General features: G+C 68.4%; 13 protein-coding genes. 4 read left to right on the top strand and 9 right to left on the bottom strand.

Annotated features, from left to right (window positions below; genetic code table 11):
* Positions 1-44 precede the first annotated feature (44 nt).
* A complete protein-coding gene (gene argJ / locus KBZ19_RS05840; RefSeq protein WP_255100190.1) occupies positions 45-1,283 on the bottom strand; it encodes a bifunctional glutamate N-acetyltransferase/amino-acid acetyltransferase ArgJ in 1,239 nt (412 codons plus the stop codon).
* 624 nt (positions 1,284-1,907) lie between these two features.
* Here argJ and coaE point away from each other — a divergent pair.
* Entirely contained in the window at positions 1,908-2,576 is a 669-nt protein-coding gene (coaE, locus tag KBZ19_RS05845; RefSeq protein ID WP_255100191.1) for a dephospho-CoA kinase, read from the top strand.
* 51 nt (positions 2,577-2,627) lie between these two features.
* On the opposite strand, the gene KBZ19_RS05850 is transcribed toward coaE, so the two are convergent.
* From KBZ19_RS05850 to gatB, 4 genes are all read right to left on the bottom strand, one after another.
* Positions 2,628-3,449, bottom strand: a complete 822-nt coding sequence (locus KBZ19_RS05850) for an HpsJ family protein (RefSeq protein WP_255100192.1) — start codon at positions 3,447-3,449, stop codon at positions 2,628-2,630.
* Positions 3,450-3,936: 487 nt separating this feature from the next.
* Positions 3,937-4,092 (bottom strand): hypothetical protein, encoded by a 156-nt coding sequence (locus tag KBZ19_RS05855; protein ID WP_255100193.1) that lies wholly within the window; start codon positions 4,090-4,092, stop codon positions 3,937-3,939.
* Complete coding sequence (locus tag KBZ19_RS05860) at positions 4,092-5,282, bottom strand: hypothetical protein (RefSeq protein ID WP_255100194.1); 1,191 nt, start codon at positions 5,280-5,282, stop codon at positions 4,092-4,094. Before KBZ19_RS05860 ends, KBZ19_RS05855 begins: the two co-directional genes overlap by 1 nt.
* Positions 5,283-5,862: 580 nt before the next feature.
* Positions 5,863-7,359, bottom strand: coding sequence for an Asp-tRNA(Asn)/Glu-tRNA(Gln) amidotransferase subunit GatB (gene gatB / locus KBZ19_RS05865; protein WP_094512113.1), 1,497 nt, complete (start codon positions 7,357-7,359; stop codon positions 5,863-5,865).
* Between the two features lie 32 nt (positions 7,360-7,391).
* On the opposite strand from gatB, the gene KBZ19_RS05870 reads away from it, so the two are divergent.
* From KBZ19_RS05870 to thiO, 3 genes are read left to right on the top strand one after another with little or no spacing between them, the layout of a single operon-like run.
* Positions 7,392-8,744: a sodium:alanine symporter family protein gene (locus tag KBZ19_RS05870; RefSeq protein WP_255100195.1), complete on the top strand. Its 1,353-nt coding sequence runs from the start codon at positions 7,392-7,394 to the stop codon at positions 8,742-8,744.
* On the top strand, positions 8,741-10,003 hold the full coding sequence (locus KBZ19_RS05875; RefSeq protein WP_255100196.1) for a cation:proton antiporter: 1,263 nt from the start codon (positions 8,741-8,743) through the stop codon (positions 10,001-10,003). Before KBZ19_RS05870 ends, KBZ19_RS05875 begins: the two co-directional genes overlap by 4 nt.
* Positions 10,004-10,030: 27 nt before the next feature.
* Entirely contained in the window at positions 10,031-11,185 is a 1,155-nt protein-coding gene (thiO, locus tag KBZ19_RS05880) for a glycine oxidase ThiO (RefSeq protein ID WP_094512125.1), read from the top strand.
* On the opposite strand, the gene KBZ19_RS05885 is transcribed toward thiO, so the two are convergent.
* From KBZ19_RS05885 to KBZ19_RS05900, 4 genes are all read right to left on the bottom strand, one after another.
* Positions 11,140-13,032, bottom strand: coding sequence for an adenylate/guanylate cyclase domain-containing protein (locus tag KBZ19_RS05885; RefSeq protein ID WP_255100197.1), 1,893 nt, complete (start codon positions 13,030-13,032; stop codon positions 11,140-11,142). The genes thiO and KBZ19_RS05885 overlap by 46 nt on opposite strands.
* Before the next feature lie 79 nt (positions 13,033-13,111).
* On the bottom strand, positions 13,112-13,882 hold the full coding sequence (locus KBZ19_RS05890; protein WP_255100199.1) for a FecR domain-containing protein: 771 nt from the start codon (positions 13,880-13,882) through the stop codon (positions 13,112-13,114).
* A 35-nt stretch (positions 13,883-13,917) separates the two neighbouring features.
* Positions 13,918-15,753, bottom strand: a complete 1,836-nt coding sequence (locus tag KBZ19_RS05895) for an adenylate/guanylate cyclase domain-containing protein (RefSeq protein WP_255100201.1) — start codon at positions 15,751-15,753, stop codon at positions 13,918-13,920.
* Positions 15,754-15,803: 50 nt separating this feature from the next.
* A complete protein-coding gene (locus tag KBZ19_RS05900) occupies positions 15,804-16,484 on the bottom strand; it encodes a FecR family protein (protein WP_255100202.1) in 681 nt (226 codons plus the stop codon).

Genomic DNA, 16,484 nt, shown 5'->3' on the forward strand with positions numbered 1-16,484 from the left:
CTAATGCCGGCAAGATTCGCGCAAACCGCTAGTGCCAGCGGGATTCAGGTGGTGTAGTCGGCGTTGATGCGCACGTATTGATCCGAAAGGTCGCAGCCCCAGGCCAGGCCGTGGCCGGGGCCGTCGCCCACCACCAGCCGGATGGCCACGGTGTCGTCATCGAGATAGGCGCCGGCGGCGCGATCGGCCATGTAGCGGGAGGCGGCCGGGCGATCGAAGGGCAGGGGCTGGCCAGCGGCCATCAGTTGGTGCGCCCCCAGCCAGAGCGCCACGGACTCGGGATCGAAGGGCACGTCGGCGCGGCCCGCCGCCGCCACGATGCGGCCCCAGTTCGGATCGCGGCCGTGAATGGCGCACTTCACCAGCGAGGAGCCGCAGATGGTGCGGGCGATGGCGCGGGCGCCGGCCTCGCTGGCGGCCCCTTCCACCTGCACCTCGATCAGGCAGCTGGCGCCTTCGCCGTCGCGGGCGATCGCCCGGGCCAGGTGCTGCGACACCGCCGTGAGGCCGGCCTCCAGCGCCTCGTAGTGCTCGGGGCTCAGGGGTTCACCGGCGGCAAAGGCCAGGTACGTGTCGTTGGTGCTGGTGTCGCCATCCACCGTGATCGCGTTGAAGGAGCGGTCGACCGCCCGCTGCACCATGCCCCGCCACAGCTCGGCCGGTACACCGACATCGCAGCTGAGATAGCCCAGCATGGTGGCCATGGCGGGGTGGATCATCCCCGAGCCTTTGGCCATGCCGCCGAGGCGCACGCGCCGCCCGCCCAGGTTGGCCTCCAGGGCGATCTGCTTGTCGACCAGGTCGGTGGTGAGGATCGCCGTGGCGGCGGCGGCGCCGCCCTCGGGGCTGAGGGCCGCCACCAGCGGATCGAGGCCCGCGATCAATGGGTCCATCGGGATCGGCACGCCGATCACCCCGGTGGAGCAGATCAGCACCTGCTCCGGCGCCAGCTCCAGCCGGGCGGCGAGGGCGGCGGTGGCGGTGAGGCTGTCGGCCAGGCCGCGCGCGCCGGTGCAGGCGTTGGCCTGGCCTGAATTGGTGAGCACGGCGCGGGCCCGGCCGCCGCTGGCCGCCAGCCGCTGCTCACAGAGATCCACGCAGGCAGCGCGCACCCGGTTGGTGGTGAAGCTGCCGGCGCACACCGCCCCTGCCGGTGCCAGCAACAGGGAGAGATCGGGCTTGCCGGAGGCCTTCAGCCCGGCCGTGCTGCCGGCCGCCAGGAAACCGCTGGGGGCGGTGAGACCGCCGGGCACGGGCTGCCAGGGGGCGGGGATGCGGGTCATGGGGCGCCTGTTGGAGCTGTTGCCATCTTCGGGGGCGGCAGGCGGCCAGCCGGGGGCGCGGGGCCTGGGCAAACCACTTGAGCACATGATGAAAAGCATGCAGCCACACCCTGGCCGGCATGAACTGGCATGAACTTGAGTGGTCTTTGGCGCTAGCTTGTTCCGCAGCCATAGTCATTTATTTCGACAAAAAGCCGGTGACCTGAGATTGCTTTCAGGTGGCGATTGAACGAAACCGAACACTGTTGACACCTGATTGTGGCTGGCTTTAGAGTGATTCCGTCGAAACTGCACTCAAGCGCGATGTGCCGGGTGCTTTCCGGAGAGAAAATGCCGTCGATCAAGGATTGTCCGATCGAGCAGTTCAATACTGAGCTCATCACTGCGCATTTCACGATCGAAACAGTCAATGAATCTGATGGCACGAATGCGTAAGGATGGGCTGGCTGGTTTACAGCCTCGCTGGAACGATGGCTATCCGCCAACAGGATGCCGGTGGGTTCACCGTTCAACTCTTCAAGCACATGCTGCGTCAGCTGACTGCTCGAGTTCCCCGAAGCGAGCCGTTGAGGGCCGGCGTGAGACCAGCGCTCCACAGTCACCCTGCGACTTGAGGCGAGCCTGATGGCCACACACCAGCGCCGCATCGGCCTCACTGGCGGCATCGCCACGGGCAAGAGCACCGTGGCCCAGTTGCTGCAGGCCCGCTTCGCAGTGCCGGTGCTTGATGCTGACCTCTTCGCCAGGGAGGCGCTCGCTCCCGGAACCGCCGGCAGCCAAGCCGTGGTGGCACGCTTCGGCACCCAGGTGCTGGTGCCGCGGCAGGGCGAAGACGGCGGTGCCGAAGGTGCTGAAGGTGCCGCAGCGGATCCCGCTGAGACGCTCGATCGGCGGGCTCTCGGTCGGCTGGTGTTCAGCGATCCAGTGGAGCGCCGTTGGCTGGAAGGATTGGTGCACCCGCTGGTGCGCCAGCGCTTTACCCAGGAGCTGGCGGGCCTTGCAGAGGAACCGGCCGTGGTGCTGATGATCCCTCTCCTGTTCGAGGCCGGCCTGGAGTCGCTTTGCTCGGAAATCTGGTTGGTGGACTGTGAACCAGCCGAACAACGGGCACGTCTGCTGGCGCGCGATGGCACCACGGCTGCCGACGCCGACGCCAGGATCGCTGCCCAGTGGCCGCTGGAGCGCAAGCGCTCGCTTGCCGATGTGCTGATCGACAACCGCCAAGGCGCCGAAAGCCTGGCGAGCCAGCTGGGGCGGGCGCTCGGGCTGGAGGCGACGGGCGAAAGGCGCTAAGCCCTTGCTCGCCTGTGAAACCTGGCTGGAGCCGCAGCAGGCTGGAAACGCTTAACGCCGGGTGGTGACGGAGGAGGCCGGCACGCGAGACGGCACGAGGTCATGCGAACGCGGGCGGGAAAAAACGCCCATGACGCTTCGGCACCGCCGTGCGCTCGCAGGACGGCACTGGAGCGCGCCTAGCGCGAAGGCAAAGGCAAAGGCCAGCCCGGACACGCCAATCCGGATGCCGTTCTGTACCAGCTCCATGATCCCCTTCTGATCGGGGCCACGCAATTTCTGGTCCATCACCGCCTGGGTGCGGTCAAGATTGCGCAGGGTCTGGGTTCGTAGGGCCGCGATCGGCTGATCCAGCTGCTGATCGTTGATGGCCGGGCCCCGCAGCACCCGCATCTCTCGCTGCAGCTCCTGGGGCGTGGTGGCCTCACCGACGGCGCTGCGCAGGGCCACGAACGTGGCTTCAGTGCTGGCCCTGCGTTGGGCGAGCTGATCCGCATCTGCGGTGAACAGTGTCCACAGAGCGGTGGCCTGCAGGGGGACCAGCAGGACGAAGCCCAAGGCTGCCACTAGGGCCCGCTGCCGCGCCGTGGCCAATCGCAACGTGTAGCGGGAACGCTCCGGATCGAGATGGGCCGCCCCATGCAGCAGCAGAAAGCCCACGAGAGCCAGGGGAGCGGCCTGGATCACACCGCCGACCACTCTCAGCTGCCAGGTGGGATTGGTGGGATCGAGCGGCAGGAACAGCGTGAGGGCGCTGATCGCGAACACCACGAATAGACACGAAGCGGCGCCATCCAGAACGGCGCTGACGGCAACCGGCTGCCCCGTTGGGCGGGAGAACGGGGCGGGGAGGCCGGGGCGAGCGGTGGTCACGTGGGGTTCGCTGCGGAGATTCGTGAAAGGGCCGGCGGGTGCTGCACCCCTGAGGGCGGAAGCGCCGTGGAGTCGACGGCCAGCCTTCAGGTGTGAACTGAGAGACCCACTCTCATGGATCTTTCAGGACATGGGCCGCCTGAGGAGGGCTGCAGTCGGGCAATGGCCGGAAGAGTGGGCCAATCGCCAGGAAACATACATGCTTTTCTCAGATTTTACAAACCCTTTCATCATGCGTTGCTTCAGGCCGGACCATGGCGAGCCAGCCAGAGGGGAGGCGCGCTGTGATGCAGCGTGGTGGCGGGGGAGGCCCTCCTACCGGAGGTGGGACGCCACGGCACCTGACCGGCGACTCCATCAGCCACCCGCGCTCAGCACGCCTGAAGGAACAGCCGACGCAACTGGCTGTGCGGCTAGAAGAGCCGTTGGACCCCAACGCCAGAGGCTCAGCAGGACAGCAGGCCCAACGAGGCTTCAGGCTCGGACCTCAGCCGTTCAGCTTGGCGATCAGGATGATGAGCTTCGGGCCATCGTGGTTGAGTTCGTCAGCAGCATCAAGTTCCTGGGCAACCCGCAGGCGGTCGGCATCACGTTGCGCTAAGGCACGCTGAGCGATGGCCTGGAGGGCGAGGCGGGCGTTCATTACAGCAGTCCGCTCAGCGTGTAGCCGCCGAGAGATCCGTAGTCATCGAAGCCGGTGCTATTGACGCCGGTGAAGCTGCCCTCCCCCACACCATCCACGCGGACAAAATACGTACCAGCCGATAGGTTTAGATCAGTAAAAGCTGCGCCTTTGCTGTTGGTTGGCGATGACGTGAACGCCACGGTGCCGTTGCTGCTGAGAATGTCCATCTGTAAGTTGAGGCCGCTTACGTCGTCGGTCGCGCCGAAGGCAATCTGCGTCCCTGCCCCCATGACAGCACCAGCGGGATCAACCCGAAGACTGAGCGGCCCGCCGTTCCATTGGAACCTAAAAATGTCCACGTCATTTCTGGTGCCGATGGTGCCAGATACAAACCGACCGTCACCCACACTGCGAGTGGGCAATGCGCCGGTGATCGTGTCCGCGAAATCGTCAGGCCTTGCGCCGAGTCGGGCCGTCAGGGCTGCCACTTCATCGACAGAGTTTGAAGCGGGGCGACCGTTCCTGAAATAGCTGCCCTGGCTCCACTGCGGAAACACATTCACGCCGACTGGGGCTTTCCCCATGTATGGAACCCAGCGATTACCAGCCGCCGTTAGGTGCCCGTCATAATACTCCTCGGCTGCTTGCGTGCTGGAAGCCAGCAGGCCTTTGTGCCGAAAGTCAAGCGTGTGGCCGATTTCGTGAACAGCGAAAAAACCCACTGAGCTAACAGTCAGCGGTAGGTTTGTGCTCCGTGGGTTTGTGTTCCACTGAACGGCGGCGATAGGGTTGCTGATTGCGCTTCTGAATGAGTTTGACCGGGCAATTCCAGGCACGCCAAAAAGGCCAAGGCCGTTTCTGGTCATGGTTCCCCCAACCAGCAGCCTCCCGGCATAGGGTCCGGCGCCGGGGAATGGATTGGGGTCCGTCGTGAACCTGACGTTGAACGGAGCGTAAGCGCTGTCGAGGGCCTCAAGCACCTGGCGACGCTGATCCAGCGTGTAGTTGCTGTTTGTTGCCTGATAGCGAGACACAGTTGTGGTTTCAGTCGGCCCGGTTACGTGGCCGTCAAAATCGACGTGAACCCAAGGGATGCCTGCGGTAATGCTGTTGCCTGATGGGCGAGCAGTGGTCAGCGTGTCGGGGTTGGTGATCCAGGTGCCAAACCGCTGGTCGTGGCTGGCGCGAATGTCGGAAGCTGCAGGCATTGCTAATCAGATGATGTTTTCGTGAAAGGGCCGGCGGGTGCTGCACCCCTGAGGGCGGAAACGCCGTGGAGTCGACGGCTGGCCTTCAGGCGTGAACTGAGAGACCCGCTCTCATGGATCTTTCAGGACGTGGGCCGCCTGAGGAGGGCTGCAGCCGGGCAATGGCCGGAAGACTGTGCCAATCGACACCAAACATACATGGTGCTCTCAGGCTTTGCAAACCTTTTTCTCAGGCTTTGCTTCAGGCCGGGCCACGGCGAGCCAGCCAGAGGGGAGGCGAGCTGTGATGCAGCGTCGTGGCGGGGGGCCTCCTACCGGAGGTGGCACGCCAAGGCACCTGACCGGCGACTCCATGAGTCACCAGCGCTCAGCACAGCTGAAGGAACAGCCGACGCGACTGGCTGTGCGGCTAGAAGAGCCGTTGGACCCCAACGCCAGTGGCTCAGCAGGACAGCAGGCCCAGCGAGGCTCAAAGCTCAGCGCCAAGCAGCCCCAGCGACCCAGCAGACTCTTCCCCTCTGGCGGTGGACCCAGGGAGTGTCCAGGCCCGAAACACTCAGCGAGGCTTCAGGCTCGGACCTCAGCCGTTCAGCTTGGCGATCAGGATCTGGTTGGCGAGCTTGGGGTCGGCCTTGCCGCCGGTGCGCTTCATCAGCTGCCCCACAAAGAAGCCCTGCAGTTTGTTCTTGCCGCCACGGAAGGCAGCCACTTCCTCGGGATGGGCCGCCAGCAGCTCCTCCACGATCGCCGTGATCGCCGCCGGGTCACTGATCATGCCGAGGCCCCGTTCGGCCACGATCGCCTTGGTGGAGCCGCCCTTCTCCAGCAGCTCCGGCAACAGTTCCTTGGCAATCTTGCCGCTGATCACCCCGGATTCGATCAGCTGAACCATCTCAGCCAGCTGCTCCGGCTTGAGCGGCAGCTCTGCCAGCGAGAGGCGATTGGCATTCACATAGGCGGCGATGTCGCCGGTGACCCAGTTGGCCACGCCTTTGGGATCGGCGCCGGCCGCCACCGCCGCTTCGAAGTATTCGGCCATCCCCCGCTCTTCGGTCAGCACGCGGGCGTCGTAGATCGACAGCCCCAGCTGCTCGGCGTAGCGGTGACGCTTGGCGGCCGGCAGCTCGGGCAGTTCGGCCCGCCAGGCCTCGCGCCGCGCCGGAGTGACCTCGATCGGGCCGAGATCGGGCTCGGGGAAGTAGCGGTAGTCGCTGCTGCCCTCCTTGCTGCGCATGCTCTTGGTGAGCTGCTTGCTCTCATCCCACAGCCGCGTTTCCTGGTGGATCGGCTCACCAGCCTCGATCGCCTTGATCTGGCGCGCGATCTCGTAATCGCAGGCTTTCTGGATGGCGGAGAAGGAGTTCATGTTCTTGATCTCCACCTTCACGCCGAACGGTTCATCGGGCCCGCGGCGCACGGAGATGTTGACGTCGCAGCGCAGCGAACCTTCCTGCATGTTGCCGTCGCTGACGCCTAGATAGCGCATGATCCGGCGGATCTCGGAGGCGTACTCCGCCGCCTCCCGGCCGGTGCGCAGATCGGGCTTGCTGACGATCTCGGCCAGCGCCACACCGGCGCGGTTGTAATCCACCAAGGAGTGGGTGCTGCCCGCCAGACGGTCGCTGCCGGCGTGCACGAGCTTGCCGGCGTCTTCCTCCATGTGGAGCCGTTCGATGCCGATCGTCTTCAGGTAGGTGTCCTTGCCCTTCTCGGCCACTTCCACCTCGATCCAGCCGTTTTCGGCGATCGGCTGATCGAACTGGGAGATCTGGTAGTTCTTCGGCAGATCGGGATAGAAATACTGCTTGCGGTCGAACTTGCTGTGCTCGGCCACCTGCAGATTGAGCGCCAGGGACGCCTTCACCGCATACTCCAGCACCTTCTCATTGAGCACCGGCAGCGTGCCCGGCAGGCCCAGCACCACCGGGTCGATGTGGGTGTTGGGGTCGTCGCCGAAGCTGGTGGAGGCGGCCGTGAAGATCTTGCTGGCGGTGCCGAGCTGCACGTGGGTTTCCAGGCCGATCACGGCCTCCCAGGGTCCGGTTGCTTCAGCGTGTGCCGTCCCATCAGCCACCATGAGCCCATCGCCTGCCAATCAGGGCCGATCCTATGGAACTGGTTGCAACGATCCACCAGTTTGTCTGGGACCTCCTGGTGGACTGGGTGTGCTTCGTGGCGGTATTCCTCTGCCTGGGGCTCAACTTCGCGCCCTGGCGGCTGATTCCCTTCGGCCTGCGCCAGCTCTGGCGGGCCCTGCGCCACCCCGGCCCCGCCCCTGGGGCTGCAGAGGGCGAGCTGGAAAGCTGCAGCGCCTTTCTGGTGACCCTGGGCGGCACCGTGGGGATCGGCAACATCACCGGCGTGGCCCTGGGGATCAGCCTGGGCGGGCCCGGGGTGCTGGCCTGGCTGTGGGCGGTGTCGCTGGTGGGCATGGCCCTCAAGTTTGCGGAGACGGTTCTGGCCGTCCAGTTCCGCCGCCCCCTGGCCGATGGCAGCGTGCTGGCGGGGCCGATGCTCACCATCCGCCGCGGCCTGCACCGGCGCTGGCGCTGGCTGGCGACGGTGTTCGCAGCGATGACCGTGGTCTCCGCCTTCGGTTCCTCCAACGGCCTGCAGGTGCGCCAGCTGGCCCGGGTGATGGCCCTCGACCTGGGCAGTCCGCCCCTGCTCACCGGCCTGGTGGTGGCCCTGGCCACAGCGGCGGTGATCAGTGGCGGACTGAAACGCGTCGCCCGCGTGGCCGTGGTGCTGGTGCCGCTGATGGTGCTGGGCTACGGCCTGGCCATGGCGGTGCTGCTGCTGGACCACCTCGACCAGCTGAAGCAGGTGCTCGTACAGGTGCTGGACGGAGCCCTCGCCCCCAGCGCCATCGCCGGCGGCAGCGTGGCGGTGACGGTGAGTGCCGCCGTGCGCCTGGCGGTGTTCTCCAATGAGGCCGGCACCGGCAGCGCCGCCATCGTGCAGGCCACCGCCTGGCCCGCCGATCCGCTCCGCCAGGGCACGGTGGCCATGCTGGGAAACCTGGTGGACACCGCCGTCTGCAGCGCAATCGGCCTGCTGGTGATCGCCAGCGGCGCCTACCGCAGCGGCGGCGATCCGTTCAGCGTGGTGAACGCCGCCATGACCTGGGCACGACCCGGCTCACTCTGGATCAGCCACTTGGCGCTGGTGCTGTTCGCCTTCAGCACCATCCTCACCGCCAGCGTCGTGGCGGAGCGCTGTCTGGTGTTTCTTACAGGCCTGCGCTGGCGGCCACTGTTCCGCGGCTGCTGGTGCGGCGCCCTGGTGCTGCTGGCCCCCGGCAGCGGCGATGGACTGTGGCAGGTGGCCGAACTGCTGGAGGCCCTGGTGGTGCTGCCCAACCTGCTCTGCCTGCTGCTGCTCTCCCCGTTCCTGTTCCACTGGTTCGCCGCGCTGCCCAAGCCGCTGCCCCCAACCCCCACCCCTGGCCACCACCCATGACCGCAACCGGGCCCATAGCCACCGGCCTGCAGATTCCGCTGCATGGCCTGCTCGCCGCCATCGCCGTGACCTACCTGGCCACCCTGGTGGCCAGCCGGCTGGCCCTGCAGCTGCGGGTGCCTGCCATCCTCGGCATCCTGGTGCTGGGGGTCGCCATCCAGCCCAGCGCCGGACTGTTGACGGTGCAGGCGGTGGAGGCCCTGCACACCGTGACCCTGAGCATGCTGCTGTTCGTGGCCGGGCTCAACTCCGACACCCAGCACATCCGGGGCTTCCTGGGCTACGGCGTGCTGCTGGCGGTGGGCGGAGTGGCCGTGTCGTCGCTGCTGCTCGGAGGCCTGATCTGGGCGGTGTTCCATGGTCTGGGCCAACCCATGCCCCTGAGCGTGGCGCTGCTGGTGGCAGCCTGCCTCGGCTCCACCGACGCCGGCGCCACCCTCAGCGTGCTGCGGGTGGTGCAGGACCGCATTCCGGTGCGGGTGCGCTCACTGCTGGAGTTCGAGTCGTCGGTGAACGATCCCGCGGCGATCCTGTTCCTGTTTCTGATCGTGGGGCTCACCGGCCAGGGGGGCAGCGAAGGTGGAGCCCTGCTGGATCAGCTCCAGGCCTTTATCAAGAGCGTGGGGAGCGGCATCCTGGTGGGCCTGATTCTCACCTATCTGGCCCAGTACGCGCTGAATCACCTGATCACCAGCAAGGACCAGATCCTGGTGGTGGGCATCTCCATCGCCCTGGCTTCCTACGGCTTCGCCACCCTGCTGGAGGGCTCCGGCTTCATCGCCACCTACGTGACGGGTCTGTTTCTGGCCAACAACATCTACGAGAACAAGCTGATCACGCCGGAACTGCTCGAGCACAGCCTGGAGCCCTTCAACACCACCATGCAGATCACGGTGTTTCTGCTGTTCGGTGTGCTGATCGATGCCAGCAGCCTCCCTGGCGCCGCCCTGCCCGGAGCGCTGGTGGCCCTCGGACTGATGCTGCTGGCCCGGCCATTGAGCGTGTGGGTGTTTCAGCCCTGGTCGCCCTTCGACTGGCAGGCAGGCGTGTTGATCGCCTGGTGCGGACTGCGCGGGGCGGTGCCGATCGCCCTGGGCTACAGCGTGACCCAGGTCCTGCCCTCCCTGCCCGGCATCCCCCCCGCCGAGCTGCCCCGGCTGGAGGATCTGGTGGAGGGACTGATCTTCGTGGTGGTGTTCCTCAACCTCAGCCTGCAGGGCCTGAGCCTGCCCTGGCTGTGCCGCCGGCTGGAACACTAGAGAGCTGTGCGATCTCCCCGCCCAGCCATGCCGGCAGCGGCCAGCGACCCACTCCTGATCCTCGGCGGTGGCCTGATCGGCCTGGCCGTCGCCCATCAATGTGCCCGTCGGGGTCTGGCGGTGAAGGTGCTCAGCCGCCGGCGCAGCGAGGCGGCCGGCTTCGTGGCCGCCGGCATGCTCGCCCCCCATGCCGAGGGACTCAGCGGCCCGCTGCTCGCCCTCGGCCAGGCCAGCCTGGAGCAAATTCCGACCTGGGTGGCCCAGATCGAAGCCGACAGCGGCCTGCGCTGCGGCCTGCGTGCCTGCGGCATCGTGGTGCCCTTCCGTTCCGTCGGTGAGCGCGACACCTACCCAACGGCCGCGCTGGGGGAAGCGCTCGATCGCACGCGGCTGGAGGCGGAGGTGCCCGGCATCGGACCCAGCTTCCAGGCCGGCCTGTTGTTCGCCCAGGACGGCCAGATCGACAACCGCCGCCAGCTGATGCGGGCCCTGGAGCGCGCCTGCGTGGAGCGGGGTGTGGCCTTCGAGGAGGGTGCCGAGGTGCTGGAACTGCTGCACGATCGCCGCCTCACCGGCGTGCGACTGCGGGGCGCCGACGGGGAGGAGCGGCGCCTGGCCTGCCAGCAGGCGGTGCTGGCCTGCGGCGCCTGGAGCGCCGACCTGCTGCCCGCGCTTCCGGTCCATCCAGTCAAGGGGCAGATGCTGTCGCTGCAGGGACCGCGCCAGGCGCTGCGGCGGGTGGTGTTCGGCCCCGGGACCTACCTGGTGCCGCGTGACGACGGCCTGGTGGTGGTGGGGGCCACCGCCGAGCCGCAGGCCGGCTTCGCGGACGGGCTCACCCCCCAGGGGCAGCGCCAGCTTGAGGACAACCTGGCCGCCCTGCTGCCGGCCGCCGCCGGCTGGCCGCCGATGGAGCGCTGGTGGGGGTTCCGGCCCGGCACCCCGGACGAGGCGCCTTTGCTGGGGGCCGGCCCGATCGAGGGGGTGTGGCTGGCCACCGGCCACTACCGCAACGGCGTGCTGCTGGCCGCGATCACCGCCGAGCTGCTGGTGCCGCTTCTGCTGGGCTCCACCGCGGTGCCGGAACTGCTGGCCCCCTTCCGCTGGGACCGGGCTTTTGCGGGGGGCCGCGCAGATCAGCCGCCGACTTCCGCAGGCCGCACCGCCGGGCCGAGGGTGTAGATCGGCAGCGCCTCCATCCCCTTCACCGGCCGTTCCCCCAGCCCCTGGACCGGCAGCACCTCCGCCACCAGATCGGCGGTGGCCTGATCGAACAACAGGCCGGCGTCCACTTGGCGGGTGAGCCCCTCCAGGCGGCTGGCCAGGTTGACCGTGTCGCCGATCACGGTGAATTCGAGCCGCTGGGGGCTGCCGATCTGGCCCACGATCACCGCGCCGCTGGCGAGGCCGATGCCACTGGCGAAGGGCGGCAGGCCCTCTTCGGCCCAGCGGGCGTTGAGCTGCGCCAGTTCGGCCTTCATGGCGGTGGCACAGCGCAGCGCCGCCAGAGCCTCTGCCTGCTGGCCCCGGCTGAGCGGAGCGCCGAACACCGCCATCACCGCATCACCGATGAATTTGTCGATGGTGCCGCCGTGGGCGGTGATCACCTCCACCATGGCGCCGAGGTAGCGGTTGAGCTGCTGGACATGCAGCTCGATCTCGCCGTTGCTGCTGCGCAGGCGGGTCAGCTGGGTGAAGCCCTTGAGGTCGGAGAACAGCACGGTGACCGGCCGCAGCCGGCCGCGCAGCATGCCATCGGCCGCCGCCGGATCGGCCAGGATCTCGGCCACCACACTGGGAGCCACGTAGCGCTCGAAGGTGCGCCTCAGGCGCCGCCGTTCCCGCTCCTCGCGCAGGTAGGCGTCGCCGCCGTAGAGCAGGCCCAGCAGCACCAGGCCGCTCACCGGTGCCAGCAGCGGCAGCCAGCGGTGAGCGCGGGCGAGCAGCACCGCCCCCGCCGTCAGCTGCACCACCAGCACCACACCCAGGGCCAGGAGCCGCCAGCGCAGCGCCGCCACCCGCAACGCCGCCAGCGCCACCAGCAGCACCGGCAAGGCCGCCAGCAACGCCCGGGCCAGGGGGGCTTCCGGCCACGGAGCCAGCCCATCGCCCTGCAGGGAGTTGGCCGTGGCGGTAGCCAGCAGCTCCAACCCCGACAGGTTGCCGAACGGGGTGGCATTGCCTCCTTCCCCTTGCGACACCACCGGCCCCACCAGCACCAGGGCGCCCTGCACGGCAGCGCGGCGAGGATGGCGGCGCCAGCGCTCCGGGTCCAGCACCTCCCAGGCGGAAAGGCGCAGGAAGGTGCCTTCCGGGCCGTAGACGTTGAGGGCGCGGTGCTGGTCGGGTTGCAGGCTCGGCCGCCCCAGCAGCCGAAGCGCGGTGCCGGCCAAAGAGGGAAACGGCTCCACCCCATTGGCCGGCAGCAGGCCGCGGCCGTAGGCCTCGGGGTGGAAGGCCGGCGCCCCTTCCTGCTGGGGCAGAACATTGGTGAGCCCAAGCTGGGCGGGGCCGCCGATCGCAGCCATGAAGGCTTCCGGGCGCACCAGGGTGAGGCCGCTGCCTGCTTCGGGGTCCTGCGGTTCGAGCATCTCCGCCGCGAGTGCCACGCGCCCGCGCTGCTTCTCCAGCAGGCGGCTCATGGCCCGGTCGTCGCTGGTCCCCTGGCTGCTGGGGCCGGCGAACACCACATTGATCGCCACACCGGCCGCGCCTGCCTCCAAAAGCCGCTCGGCCAACAGGCCATAGGCGGTGCGGGGCCAGGGCAGGGTGCCGATGCCGCGGGCCCAGGGGGGAATGGTGGCGCGGTTCTGGCTCACGAACCAGCCACCCTGCTGCAGGGTGGCGTCATCGATCGCCACCACCACCACCGCCGCCGGTGGCTGGCGCGGACCGCGCCACAGCACCAGCTGTTGCTCGATCGAGCGCTCCCAGGCGCGCCAGCGGCCCGGTGGCCACCCCCCCAAGGCCCCCACCGCCAGCACGAGCGCCAGCGACAGCAACGGCAGCCGCCGGGTGCTCAGCTTCATCGCCCCACCATGCCGGCCGGCCTAGCGGTGCCGGCCGGCATGGTGGGGCGGGCAGTCGCGGCAGCCGGCCGGGTCCCCACTAGAACAACCGCGGCAGGCCGAAACTCGGAATCGACGGGACCGACACTGGCGCGGAGGGCAGCGACACCCCAGGCACGTACGAGCGGATGTAGCTCTCGAGTGACCCGATCGCCGGCAGGGGTGTGGTGAAGCCCTGAAAGAGTGGTCCGTTGATCAGGGAGCCGTAATCACCGCTGGTGAGCCGCAGCAGGGCGAGCACCACACCGGCGGGCGAGAGGCGCAGGCGTTCACCCGCGTTCACGGTGGTGGGTGGGGCGCCGGTCGGCGTGCCATCCCGGAGCGCTTCCACCTCCACAGAGCCCTCCAGCACCGAGAGCTCTGCGATGCCGTCGTCGTCGACCTGAAGCACATAGTTGGTGCCGCGCACGCTCAGCCGTGAGGAGCGGGTGCAGCCGCTCTGCGGGCCGGAGACGAGCACCTGGCCCTTGCTGAGCAGGAAGCAGGTGCTGCCAAGCCGCAGCTGGGAGAAGCGGTTGAGCCGTCCGGCGGCGCCGGAGGCGAAACCGAGCTGGGCGCGGCTGTTCTTCGTGCTGATCTCCTGCGGCGTGATGGCCGTCTGCTTCACCTTTGCCTGACGGTCGTCGATGTAGAGCTCCTTGCCATCAAGAATCTCCCGCACCGTGGCCTTCTCGTTGGCGCGCACAGGGGAGCTCGACAGAGCCAGACCCGCCCCGGCTGCCAGGCTCAGCAGGGCGGCTGGGCGCAGCAGAGAATTCAGGCTCAGCCGAGCGGCCAGGAGATCACCGGCGGAAGCAGCAAGAGCGGGCATGGCGAATCCTGAATCAGGCGAAGCGAACGGCGCCGTCAATCTCCCGCGCCCGGAACAGGCAACGGAAAAGGGCCATCCAGACATTCTGGAACGTTTATCCGCCCGCACACACCCCGCAGGCCGAACACCTCAAGCGGCTGGGGCCAGCCCTTGAGCGTGTGCGACCCCAGAGGCACCACATCCAGCTCACCGGGCAGCAGGGCCAGCAGCTCCCCACTGATCAGGATCGGCTGCTCGGGATAGCGGCGGGTGAGCCCCTCCAGCCGGCTGGCCACGTTGACGGTGGCCCCCACCACGGTGAACTCCAGCCGCTGGGCCGCGCCGAGATTGCCGGCGGTCACCTCGCCCACGTGCAGACCGATGCCATGGCGGAGCGGCTGCCGGCCCACCGCGGCCAGCTCCCGGTTGAGCGCCTGCAGGCCGCTCTGCATCGCCAGCGCCGCCCGCACCGCCGCGCGGGCCTCCTCGCGATCGCCGCGGCTGCGGGGCACGCCGAATTCCGCCATCACCGCATCACCAATGAACTTGTCGAGCAGGCCCTGCTCCGCCAGCACGGCGCTGGCCATCACTTCGAAGTAGCGGTTGAGCAGGGTGAAGAGCTCGGTGGCGGGCATGTCGACACTCAGCGAGGTGAAGCCCACCAGATCGCTGAACAGCACCACGCAGCGGGCGCGGCTGCCGCCGACCTGAGTCCAGATCGGCCCGGGGTTGCGAAGGATGTCGTGCAGCAGGGCGGGCGACACACGCCGCGACAGCAACTGGTGGAGGTAGGCCCGTTCGCGGCCCTCCACCAGCACCTGCCCCACCGCCAGTAGTCCCCCTCCCGCCACCGTGGCCAGCAGCAGGGCAGCCAGGGGCAACCGCAGCAGCGCTCCTGCCCAGAGCCCCCAGCCGGCCAGCAGCGCCATCGCGATCATCACCAACGTGATCAGCAGGGTGTGACCAGCGGAGCTGCTGCGGCTGAGCCACCACCAGGCGCCGATCCCCCAGAACAGCAGCAGCCCCACCTCAATCGGCAATGGGAGCGTGTGCAGCCCCTGGCCTGACAGGGCGTTGGCGATCGCCACTCCCAGCACCTCGGTGCCGCTCTGGGGACCGAAGGGAGTTTCCTGCTGATCCCCCAACTCCGGGGTGGTGGCGCCGAACAGCACCGTGCGGCCGCGCCAGAAGCCGGGGGGGGTGTCAAGCACCTGCCAGGCGGGCACCCGAGCCAGGCTGCCGGAGGGGCCGATGTAATTCAGGCCCATCGGGGCCCGAGGCAGCGGCCGGTCGTTGACCAGAAAGGCCATCGGGCGCGGGTGGGGCAGCGGGAAACCGGCCAGGTGCTGGTCGAGCCAGGCCTGCCCCGGCACAGCCTCCGCCATCCCCTGCGGGGACTGGAGCAGGATCGTCAGCCCGGGTGCCCCGAGGCCATGCAGCGGCTTTGCCAGGACCACCTGCGCCACCCCCTGCCGTTCAGTGCGCCCGTAGCGGACGGCCAGATGCACCCGTTCGCGCCAGGGCGCCAGAGCCGCCTGGAAGGCCGCGTCATCGGCCGGCCCGAACGGGCTGGGCTGGCTGTATTCAATGTTGACGAGCACTCTGGCCGCCCCCTGCTCCAGCACCCTGGCGATCACCTGCGCCTGCAGGGCCCTTCGCCAGGGCCAGGGGCCCATCTCCCGCCACAGCGGCGACGCAGCCCGGTCGGCCGGCCTGAGCAGGGCCGCGAGTTGGAGCGATTCAGCATCGATGGCCAGCAGCACTGGATCCGGAGGAGCCGGGCGGGTGCCGCGCAACCGGAACCAGAGCGCGGCGATCTGGCCATCGGCCAGCTGCAGGGCCTGGCCTGCGGGTGTGGCCGGCTCATGATCCAGCCCAGCCAGCAGGGGCAAGGCCAAGGCGAGCCACCAGAGCCTCCGCCACCGACCCGGCCCGAGCAGCCTCAACGGTCGAGGCCTAGCTCGCGCTCGATCACCGGCAAGGTTGCCATCGGGGCGGAGAAGCCATTCATCAGCACACTGGTGCGGCGGCGCACGCGCGCCTCCTCAACGCTGAGCCGGCGGGGGCCCACCCAAGTGCCTGTGGTGGTGGCGGTGAGGATCTCTCCACTATTGAGAGTGAAGCGGCGGCCATCGCTGGCGCTCACCTGCACGGTTCCTTCCCAGCTCAGAAAATGAACTTCGCTGGGAAAATCCTCGATGAACACCGTGGTGCCCTGAATCGAGGCCGTTCCCACCCGGGTGCGAACCCTGAGGGGAAGGAGGCGGGTCCCGTCCGGATCGATCCAGGCAATGATCTGGCCGCGCTTCAGGGAGGGGCCGCCCGGATCGAGCCGCAGCAGGGCATCACCGCCGAGGCGGAAACTGCTGCCATCCGCCAGCTGCACCTGCATCCGACCCGGGCGCTGGGTGCGGATCTCCGTGCGGGACGTCAGCACCTGGCCCGCGTTGGCCTTCTGCTCCGTTCGGCCGGGAGGCTTGATGAAGGCGGGTCGCTCCGCCACATCGATCACCCGGGGCAATTGCACGGTGGCCGGGGCCCCGCCGGAAAGGCCTAACACCGCCACCAGCGACACACCGGTGAGAACAACTGCGGCGTAAGCCAGGCTGGCGGAGCGCGGCAT

Source organism: Synechococcus sp. L2F, assembly GCF_024345695.1.
In the GTDB taxonomy this organism is placed as follows: Bacteria; Cyanobacteriota; Cyanobacteriia; order PCC-6307; family Cyanobiaceae; genus MW101C3.

What these genes read in the sequence shown, in the direction of transcription:
- argJ (WP_255100190.1), bottom strand. Translation starts at nt 1,283, where the DNA reads ATGACCCGCATCCCCGCCCCCTGGCAGCCCGTGCCCGGCGGTCTCACC.
- coaE (WP_255100191.1), top strand. Translation starts at nt 1,908, where the DNA reads ATGGCCACACACCAGCGCCGCATCGGCCTCACTGGCGGCATCGCCACG.
- KBZ19_RS05855 (WP_255100193.1), bottom strand. Translation starts at nt 4,092, where the DNA reads ATGAACGCCCGCCTCGCCCTCCAGGCCATCGCTCAGCGTGCCTTAGCG.
- KBZ19_RS05860 (WP_255100194.1), bottom strand. Translation starts at nt 5,282, where the DNA reads ATGCCTGCAGCTTCCGACATTCGCGCCAGCCACGACCAGCGGTTTGGC.
- gatB (WP_094512113.1), bottom strand. Translation starts at nt 7,359, where the DNA reads ATGGTGGCTGATGGGACGGCACACGCTGAAGCAACCGGACCCTGGGAG.
- KBZ19_RS05870 (WP_255100195.1), top strand. Translation starts at nt 7,392, where the DNA reads ATGGAACTGGTTGCAACGATCCACCAGTTTGTCTGGGACCTCCTGGTG.
- KBZ19_RS05875 (WP_255100196.1), top strand. Translation starts at nt 8,741, where the DNA reads ATGACCGCAACCGGGCCCATAGCCACCGGCCTGCAGATTCCGCTGCAT.
- thiO (WP_094512125.1), top strand. Translation starts at nt 10,031, where the DNA reads ATGCCGGCAGCGGCCAGCGACCCACTCCTGATCCTCGGCGGTGGCCTG.
- KBZ19_RS05885 (WP_255100197.1), bottom strand. Translation starts at nt 13,032, where the DNA reads ATGAAGCTGAGCACCCGGCGGCTGCCGTTGCTGTCGCTGGCGCTCGTG.
- KBZ19_RS05890 (WP_255100199.1), bottom strand. Translation starts at nt 13,882, where the DNA reads ATGCCCGCTCTTGCTGCTTCCGCCGGTGATCTCCTGGCCGCTCGGCTG.
- KBZ19_RS05900 (WP_255100202.1), bottom strand. Translation starts at nt 16,484, where the DNA reads ATGCCGCGCTCCGCCAGCCTGGCTTACGCCGCAGTTGTTCTCACCGGT.